The 14,920-nt window shown below is 61.8% G+C and carries 18 protein-coding genes; 11 read left to right on the top strand and 7 right to left on the bottom strand.

Annotation, left to right across the window (positions count from 1 at the left end):
* The first annotated feature begins 29 nt into the window (after window positions 1-29).
* The 5 genes from DYL61_RS00860 (at window position 30) to DYL61_RS00840 (ending at window position 4,672) form a co-directional block, all read left to right on the top strand.
* Window positions 30-1,400: a glutamine synthetase family protein gene (locus tag DYL61_RS00860; RefSeq protein ID WP_135306808.1), complete on the top strand. Its 1,371-nt coding sequence runs from the start codon at window positions 30-32 to the stop codon at window positions 1,398-1,400.
* Between the two features lie 101 nt (window positions 1,401-1,501).
* Window positions 1,502-2,101, top strand: coding sequence for a class I SAM-dependent methyltransferase (locus tag DYL61_RS00855; protein WP_135306807.1), 600 nt, complete (start codon window positions 1,502-1,504; stop codon window positions 2,099-2,101).
* 122 nt (window positions 2,102-2,223) lie between these two features.
* Window positions 2,224-3,357 (top strand): ribonuclease D, encoded by a 1,134-nt coding sequence (gene rnd / locus DYL61_RS00850; protein ID WP_105696760.1) that lies wholly within the window; start codon window positions 2,224-2,226, stop codon window positions 3,355-3,357.
* Window positions 3,354-3,647: a YcgL domain-containing protein gene (locus tag DYL61_RS00845; RefSeq protein WP_135306806.1), complete on the top strand. Its 294-nt coding sequence runs from the start codon at window positions 3,354-3,356 to the stop codon at window positions 3,645-3,647. The genes rnd and DYL61_RS00845 overlap by 4 nt, the downstream gene beginning before the upstream one ends.
* Before the next feature lie 92 nt (window positions 3,648-3,739).
* Window positions 3,740-4,672, top strand: coding sequence for a D-2-hydroxyacid dehydrogenase (locus DYL61_RS00840; RefSeq protein ID WP_135306805.1), 933 nt, complete (start codon window positions 3,740-3,742; stop codon window positions 4,670-4,672).
* A 125-nt stretch (window positions 4,673-4,797) separates the two neighbouring features.
* Here the strand turns inward: DYL61_RS00840 and DYL61_RS00835 are convergent, their stop codons facing one another.
* Window positions 4,798-5,382: a nitroreductase family protein gene (locus DYL61_RS00835; RefSeq protein ID WP_135306804.1), complete on the bottom strand. Its 585-nt coding sequence runs from the start codon at window positions 5,380-5,382 to the stop codon at window positions 4,798-4,800.
* A 156-nt stretch (window positions 5,383-5,538) separates the two neighbouring features.
* Between DYL61_RS00835 and DYL61_RS00830 the strand changes: the two genes are divergently transcribed.
* Complete coding sequence (locus DYL61_RS00830; RefSeq protein WP_016971382.1) at window positions 5,539-5,988, top strand: YcgN family cysteine cluster protein; 450 nt, start codon at window positions 5,539-5,541, stop codon at window positions 5,986-5,988.
* Between the two features lie 16 nt (window positions 5,989-6,004).
* Entirely contained in the window at window positions 6,005-7,225 is a 1,221-nt protein-coding gene (locus tag DYL61_RS00825) for a M61 metallopeptidase family protein (RefSeq protein ID WP_135306803.1), read from the top strand.
* Between the two features lie 143 nt (window positions 7,226-7,368).
* On the opposite strand, the gene DYL61_RS00820 is transcribed toward DYL61_RS00825, so the two are convergent.
* The 3 genes from DYL61_RS00820 to DYL61_RS00810 form a co-directional block, all read right to left on the bottom strand.
* Entirely contained in the window at window positions 7,369-7,710 is a 342-nt protein-coding gene (locus tag DYL61_RS00820) for a YgaP family membrane protein (RefSeq protein WP_135306802.1), read from the bottom strand.
* A 68-nt stretch (window positions 7,711-7,778) separates the two neighbouring features.
* Window positions 7,779-8,246, bottom strand: a complete 468-nt coding sequence (locus DYL61_RS00815; RefSeq protein ID WP_105696754.1) for an RNA methyltransferase — start codon at window positions 8,244-8,246, stop codon at window positions 7,779-7,781.
* Between the two features lie 176 nt (window positions 8,247-8,422).
* Entirely contained in the window at window positions 8,423-8,797 is a 375-nt protein-coding gene (locus DYL61_RS00810; RefSeq protein ID WP_105696753.1) for a YajD family HNH nuclease, read from the bottom strand.
* 71 nt (window positions 8,798-8,868) lie between these two features.
* Here DYL61_RS00810 and DYL61_RS00805 point away from each other — a divergent pair, with 71 nt between their 5' ends.
* The gene (locus tag DYL61_RS00805) at window positions 8,869-9,789 is read left to right on the top strand and encodes a ParB/Srx family N-terminal domain-containing protein (RefSeq protein WP_135306801.1); all 921 of its coding nucleotides are present in this window, start codon (window positions 8,869-8,871) and stop codon (window positions 9,787-9,789) included.
* A gap of 146 nt (window positions 9,790-9,935) precedes the next feature.
* Here DYL61_RS00805 and DYL61_RS00800 read toward each other — a convergent pair whose 3' ends face one another.
* Window positions 9,936-10,622, bottom strand: coding sequence for a spermine/spermidine synthase domain-containing protein (locus tag DYL61_RS00800; protein ID WP_135306800.1), 687 nt, complete (start codon window positions 10,620-10,622; stop codon window positions 9,936-9,938).
* A gap of 78 nt (window positions 10,623-10,700) precedes the next feature.
* Between DYL61_RS00800 and DYL61_RS00795 the strand changes: the two genes are divergently transcribed.
* Window positions 10,701-10,979, top strand: coding sequence for a hypothetical protein (locus DYL61_RS00795; RefSeq protein WP_105696750.1), 279 nt, complete (start codon window positions 10,701-10,703; stop codon window positions 10,977-10,979).
* Here the strand turns inward: DYL61_RS00795 and DYL61_RS00790 are convergent.
* Both DYL61_RS00790 and DYL61_RS00785 read right to left on the bottom strand, forming a co-directional pair.
* Window positions 10,976-11,449, bottom strand: a complete 474-nt coding sequence (locus tag DYL61_RS00790) for a cyclic nucleotide-binding domain-containing protein (protein WP_135306799.1) — start codon at window positions 11,447-11,449, stop codon at window positions 10,976-10,978. The two genes, DYL61_RS00795 and DYL61_RS00790, sit on opposite strands and share 4 nt — an antisense overlap.
* 66 nt (window positions 11,450-11,515) lie before the next feature.
* Entirely contained in the window at window positions 11,516-13,558 is a 2,043-nt protein-coding gene (locus DYL61_RS00785) for a S9 family peptidase (protein ID WP_135306798.1), read from the bottom strand.
* 24 nt (window positions 13,559-13,582) lie between these two features.
* On the opposite strand from DYL61_RS00785, the gene DYL61_RS00780 reads away from it, so the two are divergent.
* Both DYL61_RS00780 and DYL61_RS00775 read left to right on the top strand, forming a co-directional pair.
* A complete protein-coding gene (locus tag DYL61_RS00780) occupies window positions 13,583-14,113 on the top strand; it encodes an MFS transporter (protein ID WP_135306797.1) in 531 nt (176 codons plus the stop codon).
* 21 nt (window positions 14,114-14,134) lie between these two features.
* Window positions 14,135-14,911 carry a class II glutamine amidotransferase gene (locus DYL61_RS00775; protein ID WP_105696746.1) on the top strand — a complete coding sequence of 259 codons (777 nt, stop codon included), beginning with the start codon at window positions 14,135-14,137 and terminating at the stop codon, window positions 14,909-14,911.
* The last annotated feature ends 9 nt before the right edge of the window (window positions 14,912-14,920 follow it).

The following is a 14,920-nucleotide window of genomic DNA, read 5'->3' as shown; positions in this document are numbered from 1 at the left end:
CTGCCCGACACCTGCGTATGAGATTGCCCATGAGTGTTTTTGCGAGCCTGCACGAAGCCCAATCCTTCCTTGAACAGCACCCGGACATCGAGCTGTTCGAGCTGTTTATCCTCGACAACAATGGCGTGCCCAGAGGCAAGTTGCTGCACCGCGATGAGCTGTTGGCGGTGTATGAAAGCGGGCGGCCGTTGCCCAGCACCATCCTCGGCCTGACGATCAACGGCGACGACGTAGAAAATTCCGGGCTGGTCTGGGACATCGGCGATATCGACTGCCGTGCCTATCCCATCAGCGGCAGTTTGCAACCGATGCCCTGGCGCTTGATCCCGACGGCGGCGGTGCAGGTCAGCATGCACCCCACCGAAGGGCTGCCAGCCACCGTGGCTGATCCCCGGCATTTGCTGGCCAAGGTGATCGACGGGCTCAAGGCCGATGGCTATTACCCGGTAATGGCCGCAGAGCTGGAGTTCTACTTGCTGGATCAAAAGCTCGACAGCAATGGCCGTCCGCAACCGGCGCGGGACGCAGACGGCGGCCGCCCGCGCGCCACCCAGGTCTACGGCCTGCGCGAACTGGAGCAGATCGAGCCGTTCCTCGCCGACCTCTACAGCGCCTGCAAACTGCAAGGCATCCCGGCACGCACGGCGATTTCCGAATACGCCCCCGGCCAGGTCGAGATCACCCTGGAGCACCGTGCCGATGCCCTGCAAGCCATGGACGAAGCAGTGCGCTACAAGCGCCTGGTCAAAGGCGTGGCGCATAAACACGGGATGACGGCTTGCTTCATGGCCAAGCCGTTCGACGACTTGGCCGGCACCGGCATGCACATGCACGTCAGCCTGGCGGATGCACACGGCAATAACCTGTTCGCCAGCGAAGCCGCCGACGGCACGCCTTTGTTGCGTCAGGCAGTGGGCGGCATGCTCAATACCTTGCTCGACTCGCTGCTGATGTTTTGCCCCAACGCCAACTCCTATCGCCGCTTCCAGGCCAACAGCTACGCGCCGCTGGCCGCCACCTGGGGTGTGGACAACCGTACCGTCAGCCTGCGGGTGCCGGGTGGCCCGGCCCACTCGCGGCATATCGAACACCGCATTTGCGGGGCAGATGCCAATCCTTATCTGGCCGCGGCGGCGATCCTTGCCGGCATCCACCGAGGTATCCGTGAACAGTGCGACCCCGGCGCGCCGGTGGAAGGCAACGGCTACGCCCAGGCCAAGGCATTGCTGCCCACCGACTGGCTCACTACGTTGCGGGCGCTGGAGGGCTCCAGCTGGGCGCGGGATGCGTTTGGCAGCGAGTTTCTTGGCGTTTACCTGGCAGTGAAACGTGCGGAATATCGCCAGTTCATGGGGGAGGTGGGGGAGCAGGATTGGCGCTGGTATCTGCACCAGGCGTAAGGGGTTTGGGGGCGGTGGTGGTTTCAACCTTTTTTTCACGTTGCTGTGGTTAAGCTGCGAATCAAGGTCGTTCACTACCGTTTCACTCACATGAGCCCGTGATGTCGCCACAACCTCCATCCTCCATCGAGATCGAATACGCCGAGCGCTGTGACCGTGAACATGCACGGGTCTGCGGCGACACGCGCCCGCCTGGGCTGATGCAGCGCCTGGCGTCGTGGCGCGATGAACGGCTGGTGCGCCACGCGCTGAAAGTCGCGGGCGAACCAGGGCTGATCCTTGACCTGGCCTGCGGCTCGGGGCGGTTTTGGCCGGTGCTGGCCGAGCACGTCAACCGGGTCATCCTGGCCTCGGACAACTCTCAGGACATGCTCGACCATGCCCGCACCCATCATCCGGCAGCGTTGCTCAAGCGGGTCAAGACATTCCAGGGTTCGGCGTTTTCCATCGGCCTCTCGGCCAACGCGGTGGACTGCATCTTCTGCCTGGAACTGTTTCGCCATGTACCCAGCAGCGACGGGCGCCTTGCGCTGTTGCGCGAGTTCCAGCGGGTCAGCCGGGACACCGTGATTGTCTCGGTCAACGCTCGTACCGCAGTAGAGGACGAGTTTCGCCAGGCCGGTTTCACGATTCTGGCTCATCAGGAATTCATGCCCGGCTCCAAACTGTGGCGGGTCTACGTGCTACGTAAGAGAGGATAAGTCCCGTCTGTCGGACTATTCTTCATATCCTGTCAGAGTTTTCATGGCTGCCTGTGCACTGCGGATGCTCGCAAGTCCCGTTCGCGATATATACTGCGCGCCATTCTTCAAGGGAGAGCCGTGTGGCCATCGATATTCACTGGATCTGCGACAACGATAGCCTCGGCCAGCATTGCGCCGAATGGCAGCAGTTGCCATTCGTCGCCCTCGACACCGAATTCATGCGGGTCGACACCTTTTACCCCATTGCCGGGCTGATCCAGATCGGTGATGGCGTGCGCGCTTACCTGATCGATCCCCTGACCATCGACAACTGGCAACCCTTGGCCGCCTTGCTGGAAAACCCGGCGGTGATCAAGGTAGTGCACGCCTGCAGCGAAGACCTCGAAGTGTTGCTGCGCCTGACCGGCAGCCTGCCGGTGCCGTTGTTCGACACCCAACTGGCGGCGGCGTACCTGAACCTCGGTTTCTCCATGGGCTACTCGCGCCTGGTGCAAGCCGTGTTGGATATCGAACTGCCCAAGGGTGAAACCCGTTCGGACTGGCTGCAGCGGCCGTTGTCCGAGACGCAGATCAGCTACGCCGCCGAAGATGCACTGCATTTGGCCGAGGTCTACACACGTCTGCGCCCGCAGTTGTCGGACGACAAGTACGCCTGGGTGCTGGAGGACGGCGCCGAACTGGTCGCCAACCTGCGCCGCGAAGTCGACCCGTACGAGGTGTACCGCGACGCCAAGCTGGCCTGGAAACTGTCCCGCGCCCAACTCGCCGTACTGCGTGAACTGTGCGCCTGGCGCGAGCAGCAAGCCCGAGCCCGAGACCTGCCGCGCAACCGCATCATCCGCGAGCATTCGTTGTGGCCCTTGGCCAAGACCCAGCCGGACAATCTCGCCGCCCTGGGCAAGATCGAAGACATGCACCCGCGCACCGTGCGTCAGGATGGCCAGTTCCTGCTGGACCTGATCAAGCGTGCCGGCAGTGTGTCCATCGACCAATGGCCGCCCGCCGTTGCCGAACCGTTGCCGGTGGATGCCGCCGCGTTGATCAAGCAACTGCGCGCCCTGGGCCAGGCCGAAGCCGAGCGCCTGGAGATGGCGCCGGAACTGATGCTGCGCAAGAAAACCCTCGAAGCCCTGGTTAAAAGCGGCTACCCCGATGGACCTTACCAATTGCCAGACTCGCTGCGTGGCTGGCGCCGCGAGTTGATGGGCCAAGCGCTGCTCGACAGCCTGGCCACCGCCGGAGAACAGCCTTGAAACGTATCTGCTCCATCTACCGCAGCCCCAAACGCGCCGGTATGTACCTCTACGTCCTGAAAAGCGACGCCCTGGAGCGTGTGCCCGAAGGTCTGGTCGCGGTGTTCGGCAAGCCTGTGCACGCGTTCGACCTGGTGCTGACGCCTGAGCGCAAGCTGCAACAGGAAGACATCGTCCAAGTCCTGGAAAACCTCGACAAGCAGGGCTACCACCTGCAAATGCCACCGGCCGAGGACGAGTACATCGAGCACTTGCCCGAAGAGCTGCTGCGCCGCAACGACCCGGTGTAAGCCGGGGCACATTCTTCAATGCACTCGTATAAGTGGACGGTGGCCGTAAGGATGCGGGCGGCCGTCTGCACTGTTTTAGAAAGGTTTTAAGCATGCGTGTTCTGATTGCTGAACAGGATCACCCGCTCTACGCCCAACTGCTGGGCGAAGTGGCGCCGGACCTTGAAGTGCTCACCAGCGGCGACTCGGCCGAACTGTCCCGCCTGGCCGCCGATTGCCCGGTATGGCTGGGCCAGCCGGACCTGTTGGCCACCCTGTTGCGCCAGGGCCATCAGCCGCAGTGGCTGCAATCGACGTGGGCCGGCATCACGCCGTTGCTGGCCGACGGCTTGCCGCGCAACTATCGGCTCACCCGTGCCGTGGGCATCTATGGCCAGGTCATGGCCGAATTTGTCCTCACCTATATGCTCGGCCACGAGCGCGAAGTGCTGGCGCGCTTGGTCAGCCAAGTGGAACGCAAGTGGGACAACCGCACCGGCCAGAGCCTGGCGGGGCGCAAAGTGCTGATCGTCGGCACCGGTGATATCGGCCAAAGTGTGGCTGAGTTTTTGCTGCCGTTTGGCGTGAAGCTGTACGGCATCGCTAGCACCGCACGGGAACAGGCACCGTTTATCGAAGTGGCGGGTCTCGATCAACTGGACCGCTTGGTGGGGGAGGTGGATTACGTCATCAACCTGCTGCCCAACACGCCGAGTACCCATGACCTGTACGACGCCGCGCTGTTCAAGCAATTCAAGCCGACCGGCTTGTTTATCAACGTCGGGCGCGGCGTGGCCGTGGTGGACGCTGATTTGGTCGAGGCATTGAAGGAAGGGCACTTGGCGGGCGCGGTGATTGACGTGTGCCGCCAGGAACCGTTGCCGCAACGCCATCCGTTCTGGACGGCGTGGGGGCTGCTGCTGACCGGGCACAGTTCGGCGCCGACTTCACCGGAATTGATGGTGGCGTTGTTTATGCAGAATGTGCGGGCGTATCAGGCCAAGGAAGCGTTGCGCGGCGAAGTGGATTTCGCACGCGGTTACTGACACAACACAGTAAAAAATGTGGGAGGGGGCTTGCCCCCGATAGCGGTGTGACAGTCAGCATTTCTGTTACTGACCCACCGTCATCGGGGGCAAGCCCCCTCCCACATTTTTTTACTGCGTCTGGCTTAGAGGCTAAAGTCGCCTTCAGACACCAACTCGCTCAACGGACGACGCGGGCTCGGCACTTCACGACCCTGCAAATACTCCGGCAACGTCGACTTGTCCCCCAGCTTGCCCACGGCCACGGCCGCATGCAGTGCATACCCCTGCGGAATTTTCAGCTCCTTGCGCGTCAGCTCCTGATCGAAACCGGCCATGCCATGGGTGTGCCAGCCGCTGAGGCTGGCTTGCAGCGCCAGGTGGCCCCAGGCCGAGCCGGTGTCGAAGGTGTGCCACAACGCCGGGGTTTCTTCGCTGGCGCCAGGCGCGGTGAAGTCGGTCTTCGAGGCGATGATCACCAAGGCCGAGGCATGCTGCGCCCAATTGCGATTGAACTCATTCAGCAGGCCCAGGAAACGTTCCCAGTCCGGCGTGTCACGGCGTGCATAGAGGAAGCGCCATGGCTGCGAGTTATAGGCCGACGGCGCCCAGCGCGCGGCTTCGAAGAAGCTCAGCAGGGTTTCTTGCGGGATGCTCTCGCCGGTAAAGGCGCGCGGTGACCAGCGTTCGGTGAACTGAGTGTGGATCGGGTAATCGGCAACACGTGTCATGGGCAGCGGTTCCTGAGGGTCAATTCGGCGTTCAAAGCTACTGCGCGCCCGCTAGACTGACAAGTGTTGTTACACCGCCAGTCGTAAGCGCTTGGTTCCACGAGGCTGGGGCACTAGACTGGCGGCCTTTTCACCTACCGATACTGATGTAGAGCTATGGCCGCCAAAGTCGAACCTTTCTGGATACGTAAAACCCTTGAACACCTCGACCAGGAGGAGTGGGAATCGTTGTGCGACGGCTGTGGCCTGTGCTGCCTGCAAAAGCTTGAGGACGAAGAGGACAACAGCGTCTATTACACGCGCATCGCCTGTAAGTTGCTCGACCTGAAAACCTGTCAGTGCACGGATTACCCCAACCGTCGCGCCTCGGTGCCCGACTGCATCCAGCTCACCCCAGGCCAGGCCGACCAGTTCAAATGGCTGCCGCCGACCTGCGGCTACCGCCTGGTCAGTGAGCGCAAGGACTTGCCCCTGTGGCACCACCTGGTTTGCGGCGACCGTGACGCTGTGCACCACGAACGCATTTCCCAGTCCGGGCGCATGCTCAGCGAAGGCAGCGTGCCCGAAGACGACTGGGAGGATTATCTGATTTTCCGCGCAGGCTGATACCTGAGGAGTGTGTATGAGGGGGGGAACCCGGCTGGCAGCAAGCCTGGTGCTGTTGGCATTGAGCACGCCCGCGTGGTGCGCGAAGAAAGTCGACCTGGATTATCACGTCAAGCTGCTGCCCCAGAGCGATCAGGCCGAGGTGCGCGTCAGCCTGTCCCAAGGCTCGGCGGTACGCAGCCTGGATTTCGCCCTGGGCCGCGATGGCACCTACAGTGATTTCAAGGCCGATGGCCAATGGAAAGTCACTGGCAGCCGTGGCGTGTGGCAACCCGGCGCGAGCAAGGCCAGCCTGACCTACCGCGTACGCCTCACCCATGCACGCAAACCCGGTGTCTATGAAGCCCGCATGACGCCAAGCTGGGCGCTGTTTCGCGGCGAAGACCTGGTGCCACCGGCACGGCTCGACCAGCAAGACGGCGTCGAATTGGTCTCGCGGCTGATCGTCGAATTGCCCGCCGGCTGGAAAAGCATCGAAACCGCCTGGCCACGCATCGGCAAGAACAAGTTCCGTATCGACAACGTGTCCCGTCTGTTCGACCGCCCGACCGGCTGGATGCTCGCCGGTAGCCTCGGCAGCCGCCGCGTGCGCCTGGGCGAGACCGAAGTCACCGTGGCCTCACCCAAGGGCCAGGCGATGCGCCGCATGGATGTGCTGACGTTGCTGACCTTCGTCTGGCCCCAGGTGGAAGCGGCGTTCCCCCGGCATCCGGCCAAATTACTGATAGTGGGCGCCAGCGACCCGATGCGCCGTGGCGCCTTCGCCTCGCGCGACTCGATCTACCTCAGCAGCCGCACGCCACTGATCAGCGAAAACGGCAGCAGCCCGTTGATTCGCGAAGTGGTGCAGACGATTGGGCGCTTTAGCGATCACGACACCAGTGACTGGATCAGCGAAGGCATGGCGGAGTATTACGCCATCGAACTGGTGCGGCGTGCCGGTGGCATTACCGATGAGCGCTATCAGGCGATCCAGGCGCGATTGACCAAGGAAGGCAAAGCCGTGACCAGCCTGCGTGGCGAACACGTCACCGGCGCCACGGTGTCACGGGCGGTGGTGGTGTTGCAGGAGTTGGATCGCGAGATTCGGGTGAAGACCCACAACAAGCGCTCGCTGGATGACCTGGCGCAGGCGGTGATGCGGGCGAACAGCATTACCACGGCGGAATTCGTGAAGCTGGCCGAGAGCATTCTCGGTGAACCATCGGTAGTGCTCGACAGCAAGTTATTGCACTAATCCCCAGCCTTGTGCAGGGTTAATAATGTGGGAGGGGGCTCGCCCCCGATAGCGGTGGTGACTGACACACTGCCATCGGGGGCAAGTCGAATCGTCGCACCGCCCCTCCCACATTTAGATCTCCGATACCTAGGAGATCGCGGTTAGCCAGTGGTTTTCTCAGCCGCCACTTCGGCCTTGGTCTTCAAATTCTTAAGCTCCGCACCCGCCCGCTCAATTTTCGTACGCACGGTATTCATCTCCTGACGCCCTTGCTCCAGCTTGTCCTTGAGCGAGCTATGCCCGGTAAACCCGCGAGCCAGCGCCACGCCGCCAATCGCCACCTGGATCAAGCCGAAAATCCCGCCACGGCGCAGGCCTTTGCCCACCATCATCACGCCACCGGCCACTGAGCCGATACGCTCCCAGCCGTGCACGTTTTGTGTCGGTTGGGTTTCGAACGGAGTGTGTTCGATGATAGGTCGCAAGGTTTTGCTGTCGCTCATGATCTGTCTCCAACAAGGGCAAGTGATAAGTAGCTGACTGCGCGCACGCGCCGGATGTTCCCGAAAAATCAGTACTTGGGGCCCGAACGGGTGTTGTTGCCTTTGGCCAGGCGGTCATAAAGCACCACGTTGACCGTGGCCGCGAGGTTCATGCAACCGGTGGTCGGGATGTACACCACGTCTTCACACCACTCGCGGATTTCTTTATCGAGGGAACCGTCTTCGGGGCCGAAGATGTACAGCGCACGGTCCGGGTGGGTGTACTCGGGCAGCGGGCGAGCGCCTTCCACCAACTCCACGGCGACGGGAATACAGCCCAGCGGCAGAATCTTTTTCAGGTCATCGATGCCGATCAGCGGAATGTCGTGGTGGACCTTCTTGGTGTCGGTGATGAAATCCCGCGCACGCTCGTAACGCACGCCGGTGTAAAACACCGAGGCCACGCCGTAGCAGCCGGCGGCACGCATGACCGAACCAACGTTTTCGGGGGATTTGGGGTTATACAGACCGATGCAGCTGTAGCGTTTATTGCCCACGGGGAAGGGTGCCTTGAAGGAAAACGGCGATTATACGGCCAGGAGATGATGTATTGCTTGGGCTAAAGCTATCGGGGGCAAGCCCCCTCCCACTTTGACTGCATTCCAGCATTGGAACTCGGTCAGTGTGGGAGGGGGCTTGCCCCCGATGAGGCCGGTACAGCCAACAAAGATCTTCAGTCGCCCTTCTTCATCAACCCCGCCAACGCCGCAAACGGGTTATGCGTGGCCTTGGCAATCGTCGGGCTGCTGGTGGAACCGTCGCCGAAATACTGCTGGTCGGTATACCGCGAATGTTCATTGTCATGGCAATACAGGCACAGCAGTTCCCAGTTGGAGCCGTCCTGCGGGTTGTCATCATGATTGTGGTTTCGGTGGTGTACGGTCAGTTCACTCAGGCGTTTGCCGGAGAACTCGCGGGCGCAGCGGCCGCACACGTGGGGGTACATCTTCAAGGCTTTGTCGCGGTAGCCCATTTCCCGGTCGCGCTGGGCATCGGCAAGGATGCGGTCCAGCTTGGCGGTGTGGGAGGGCGGGTTGGTCGAGCTCATCATGGCTCCTGGCTATGTGCGGTTCACGGATAGGCTTGATTCTAGACTTTACCTATAGGGATTTGAAACTTATGCGTCTGCATTCATGGATTGTTGCGTTATTGCTGTGTGTCATCACCGCCCAGGCCCAGGCATTGTCTACGCCTCAACCCGGGCAAGTGATCGAGGTGGCCCTCGAACGACTGCACCCCACCCAGGCTGTGGTGGGGTTTGACCAGATCTACTACAACCTCGGGCTCTTTGCCGATAAGCGGACGAAGCTCTTCGACGAATACTGCGAGACCAATGGCCAGGGCGAAGCCGACAAGGTGCCCAAGGACGCCGACCTGCACCGTCCCGCCAGCTTCACCTGCAAAGACCCGGTGGGCACCCATCCCGATGACATGAAAACCGTGGTGGTCGGCCCCGCAGGCCAGTTGTACCTGACCGACGGTCATCACAGCTTCACCACCCTGTGGGAGGTGCCCGGTGGTGGCCCGCAGTTGAAAATGTGGGTCAAGGTCACCGATGACTTCAGCAATAGCCCGGACCTCGCCACCTTCTGGCAACGCATGGAGGCAGCACGCAAGGTCTGGCTCAAGGACAACCAGGGCCAGACCTTGCCGCCTGCGCAACTGCCGGCGCAGTTGGGCTTCAAGCACTTGCAGGACGATACGTTCCGTAGCCTGGTGTATTTCACCCGCAAGGCCGCGTATGGCAAGCCGGAGGATGGCACGGTGGCGCCGGAGTTTCTGGAGTTCTATTGGGGCAATTGGCTGCGCAACCAGATCGACCTGGGGGCGTTCAACCTGAACAAGAAGGGTGGCTACAAGGACGCTATCGAAGCGGTGGCCAAGCGCATGGTCAGCCTGGCGCCGGGTTCACAGGTGGGGGGCAGCGGCTTCACGGCCCAGCAGTTGGGTGGGTTTACCCAGCTTGATCGCGATGAGCTGGAAAAGACCTTCGACAAGAAAGTGCCGTATGTGATCGAGTACCGTAAATCCTTAAATTAACGCGATCAAAAATGTGGGAGGGGGCTTGCTCCCGATGGCAGTGTGTCAGCTACAGATAAGTTGCCTGACACTCCGCCATCGGGGGCAAGTCGAATCGTCGCACCGCCCCTCCCACATTGGATATTTGGTGCTTGGTTAAGCGTGGTTCAGCCCTTGAGCTTCTCGGCAATCCAGATGGTATGCCGCGTGCCCTTGTTGCCGTGGGCAAACACCTGCACTTCTTCGGCCTTGAAACCGGCTTTACGCAGTTTGTCGCTGAACAGCTTGTCGGCACTGGCCGACCACACGGCCAGTACGCCCTTGGGGCGCAGGGCCTTGGCGCAGGCGGCCAGGCCAGCGGCGGAGTAGAGCCAGCTGTTGGCTTTTTGCGTGAGGCCTTCGGGGCCGTTGTCCACATCGAGCATGATCGCGTCAAACCCCTGGGGTTCGGCCTGGAGCACCTTGGCCACGTCTTCCTGGCGGATCACCGTGCGTGGGTCCAGCAGTGGGCGGCCGGACTTTTCTCCCAATGGGCCACGGTTCCATTCCACAACGCCGGGGACCAACTCGGCGACGACCACTTCGGCGCTTTTGCCCAGATGCTTGAGCGCCGACGCCAGGGTAAACCCCATGCCCAGGCCGCCGATCAAGACCCGTGAATCTGCACGCCCGGCCACTTTGCGGCAGGGGATCTCCGCCAGCGCATCTTCGGAACCGTGCATGCGCGTGTTCATCAACTGGCCGCCGTCACCGCCCTGGATCTTGATGACAAAGTCTTCACCGTATTCGAACAGGCACAAGGCACCGCCATTGTCGGGGATCGGGGTGGTGTCCAGCAGAACGAAACGTTTCATGGGAATCTCATTGGGAAGGGCATTCTTGCGCGGTTGGGAGTAGCCTTGTGGCATTCCGGTCAGGCCATGGAGCCATCGATGAAGTGCAGCATTCTAACGGTCATTGTGCTTGGCGCGCTCACATTGGGTGCAGCGCAGGCGCAAGAGGTGCAAACCGTGCCGGTCGCGCCCGCGCCAACCCCCGGTGCGCCGGGCACGCCAACACCGACGCTTTACCCGCAAGTCACCCCGCCGGCGGTGCCTAAAACCAACGGCTCGCCCCCCTTGGTGCCCATCGTGTTGCCCACGCCACCCAAGGACCAGACGGTGCCCGGCCTGCTGCAAAACGACAGCAAGCCGAAGACCCCCGGCGGTTAAAACTGTTGCGAGAGCAGTTGCCCGTCAACCATGCGCAGGCGCTTGGACAGGGCAATGGCAATCGCGCGGATGATCTTCGCGGCCACCCGCGGGGCTTCGTTGAGCATCTTTTCCAGGGAGTCCTTGCCCAGGTTCAACAGCACGCAGTCACTGGCGGCCACGCAACTGGCCGAGCGCCGCTCTCCGTCGAGCACGGCCATTTCACCAAAGGCCCGGCCACTGCGCAGGGTGGCGATGGTCAGGCGTTGGCCGTCGTGGTTGGTTTTCTGCACCGCCACCTGACCGCTGTGGATGATGCACATAAAGGTGCCGGCGTCGCCCTCGAGGAAAATCACCTCGTCGCGGGCGATGCTGCTGATATTGAAGTAGCCGGCGGCCACGTGGAAATCTTCGGGCAACAAGGGATCGAACAGGCCGCAGTCCATCAGCATGTCGCGAATTTCGTTATTGAGCAGGGTCGGTTGTGACATGACAGGTCTGGGTCCATCAAACAGGTAAGCGGTCCTGTGTTCAGACAGGACCGCCGCGCGAAGTTCCTAAATCAACCCCAGCGCCTTGAACACAAATGCATATTCGAGGGCTACGTCACGTAATCCCTGGTAACGACCGCTCATTCCACCGTGGCCGGCGCCCAGTTCGGTCTTGAGCAGCAGCAGGTTGTCGTCGGTCTTGGTATCACGCAACTTGGCCACCCACTTGGCCGCTTCCCAGTACTGCACACGGCTGTCGTTGTAGCCGGCGATCACCAGCAGGTGCGGATAAGCCTGGGCGCGCACGTTTTCGTACGGCGCGTAGGCCTTGATGCGCGCGTACACCTCGGGCTCTTGCGGGTTGCCCCACTCGTCGTATTCGGTGATGGTCAGCGGCAATTCCGGGTCGAGCATGGTGTTGAGCACGTCGACGAACGGCACTTCAGCAATCGCCGCCTGAAACAGTTCCGGACGCTGGTTGAGCACCGCGCCAATCAACAGGCCGCCGGCGCTGCCGCCGCTGATAACCAGTTGCTTGGACGTGGTCAGGCCCTCGGCGATCAAGTGTTCAGCGCAGGCGATAAAGTCGCTGAAGGTGTTCTGTTTGTGTTCCTGCTTGCCGTTGCGGTACCAGGCCTCGCCCAGCTCGCCGCCGCCGCGTACGTGGGCAATCGCGAACGCCACGCCCCGGTCCAGCAGGCTCAGGCGCGCATGGGAGAACCACGGGTCGAGGCTCGAACCGTAGGCGCCGTAGCCATACAGGTAAAGCGGTGTGGGTTTGCCGAGTTGGTCGCGCTTGACCACCAGGCTGATGGGCACCTGGGTGCCATCGGCGGAGGTGGCCCACAGGCGCTGGCTGACGTAATCGTCGGCGTTGAACACGCCCAGCACCGGGGTTTCCTTGAGTACTTGCTGCGCGCCGCTGGCCAGTTCCAGCTGGCGCACTTGGGCCGGACGGTTCAGGGCTTCGTAGCGCAGGCGGATTTTGTCGCTGGCAAACTCCAGGCTGTTCTGTACGTAGAGGCTGTAGGCAGCGTCGGGCAATTCCACGCGATAGGCGGGCAGGCCCTGTGGGTGCACTTCGATCACCGGCAGGCCGCCGATGCGCAGGCTCAAGGTCATGGCGCTGGTGTTCAGGCTGACACCGTCGAGCATTACCTCATCGCTGTGGGGGATCAGGTTTTGCCATTCGGCTTCGGTTGGCACGTCGCCGATGTCAGTGGCCACGAACAGCGCGTAGTTGATGCCATCGCGGTTGCTGCGGATAAACCAGGTCCAGGCGCCATTCAGTTGGCCATGGTCGACATCGTATTCATGGTCCTCGACCCGGGGTGCCAGGCAGGTGAAGTCCAGGTGCGGCTGCTCGGCGTCCAGGGCCCAGATTTCGCTGGTGGTCTTGCTGCCCAGCGCCAGCAGCAACTGGCGCTCGGAGCTGGAACGGTAGCAGTGCAGGAAGAAACGTCCGTCAGGCTCGTGGAACACTTCCTGCGCCGCCGTGCCATCCAGGCGATAGCGATACAGCTTGTGCGGGCGATGGGTGTCGTCCAGCTCGCCGAAGAACAGGGTCAGGCTGTCATTGGCCCAGGTCATGCTGCCGTCGCAGTCCTGGAACTCCAGTTCGCTGACCTTGCCGGTGGCCAATTCCTTCACGAACAGGGTGTAGATCTCTTCACCGCTGGTATCGAGGCTGTAGGCCAGGCGCTGGTGGTCGGGGCTGATGCTGAACGCGCCGAGGGAGAAAAAGCCACCATTGGCCAGTGCGTTTGGGTCCAACAGCAGTTCTTCGCTGCTGTCGTCCACCTGATTGCTGTCATCGGCCGGGCGGCGGCAACGGTAGTGACGGGCGTATTCGTCGCCGGCGGTGGTACGCGTGTAATACAGGTACGGACCCCACGGCGAGGGCAGGGACAGGTCGGTTTCGAGGATGCGGCCCTTGATCTCTTCGAACAGGCTTTCACGCAGGGCTTTCTGGTCGGCCAACTGGGCTTCCTGCCAGGCGTTTTCGGCCTTGAGGTAGTCGAGCACTTCTGCACTGTCACGTTCTTGCAGCCAGGCGTAAGGGTCTTGGCCTTCGGCCTTGCGGGCAATCGGGGCGGTCGATGTAGGCATGGATCACTCTCTGTCTGGCGGACGGTGGCAGGCATTTCAGCCGCGACACGGAAAAGCCGTTATCATAGCCGCCTGTTTGCCTACGTTGCCATGGACACCATGACCGAGAACGACTATCTGACCGCTTGGGGCCTCTACGCCTTCGCCGCTTTGGGCTGCCTGTTGGTGTGGCTGCGCATGACCCGCTGGATCTGGCGCTGGTTGCGCGAGCCGCTGCAATTACTGATGGCGGTGTTGCTGTTCAGCCCGACCATCGTCGATCCGGTCAAGACCCAATTCGCGCCTGCCGTGGCCATCACTGCCCTGGACCTGTTGCTCAAGGTCGGCAATAACGCTTGGCGGGCCATTTCCGATTTGTTCATGTACACGATGATCGCCTTTGCCGTGTACCTCGTGATTGTGTTGATTCGCTGGCCCATCGAGCGTGCGGCCAACGCCCGCCGTGAGCGCAAGGCCGCCGCCGACGCGGCCTTGGCTGCCCAGATCGCCGAAGACGACGAACCTTTCCGCCGTCCTGCGCCGGTCAGCGGCATGCGTGTCGAACCGCGCCTTTAACGTTGCAGCGAGAGCCCTGGCATGTGTGAATTATTGGGCATGAGTGCCAACGTCCCCACCGATATCGTGTTCAGCTTTACCGGGCTGATGCAGCGCGGTGGGCGCACCGGCCCCCACCGCGACGGTTGGGGCATCGCCTTCTACGAAGGCCGTGGCCTGCGCTTGTTCCAGGACCCGGCGGCCAGCAGCGAATCGGAAGTTGCACTGTTGGTGCAGCGCTATCCCATCAAAAGCGAAGTGGTGATCGGGCATATCCGCCAGGCCAACGTGGGCAAGGTGTGCCTGTCCAACACCCACCCGTTCGTGCGCGAACTGTGGGGGCGCAACTGGTGTTTTGCGCATAACGGCCAGTTGGCGGACTTCAACCCCCGCGCCACCTTCTACCGGCCAGTGGGCGATACCGACAGCGAAGCGGCGTTCTGCGATTTGCTCAACCGCGTACGCGAAGCCTTCCCGGAGCCGGTGGACATTGAACAGATGCTGCCGGACCTGATCGCCGCCTGTGCCGAATACCGCAGCAAAGGCGTGTTCAACTGCCTGCTCAGCGATGGCGACTGGTTGTTTTGCTACTGTTCGACCAAGTTGGCGCAGATTACCCGACGTGCCCCGTTCGGCCCGGCGCGCTTGAAAGATGTCGACGTGATCGTCGATTTTCAGGCCGAAACCACGCCAAACGATGTGGTCACGGTGATCGCCACCGAACCCTTGACCGACAACGAAAACTGGACCCGCTACGAACCGGGCCAATGGAGCCTGTGGCGACGTGGTGAATGCGTCAGCCAGGGCATTACTGAGTAAGGATATCGA

The sequence above is a fragment of the Pseudomonas nabeulensis genome (genome assembly GCF_004682045.1).
GTDB lineage: Bacteria > Pseudomonadota > Gammaproteobacteria > Pseudomonadales > Pseudomonadaceae > Aquipseudomonas > Aquipseudomonas nabeulensis.
This window is presented reverse-complemented; position numbering and strand designations above follow the sequence as displayed.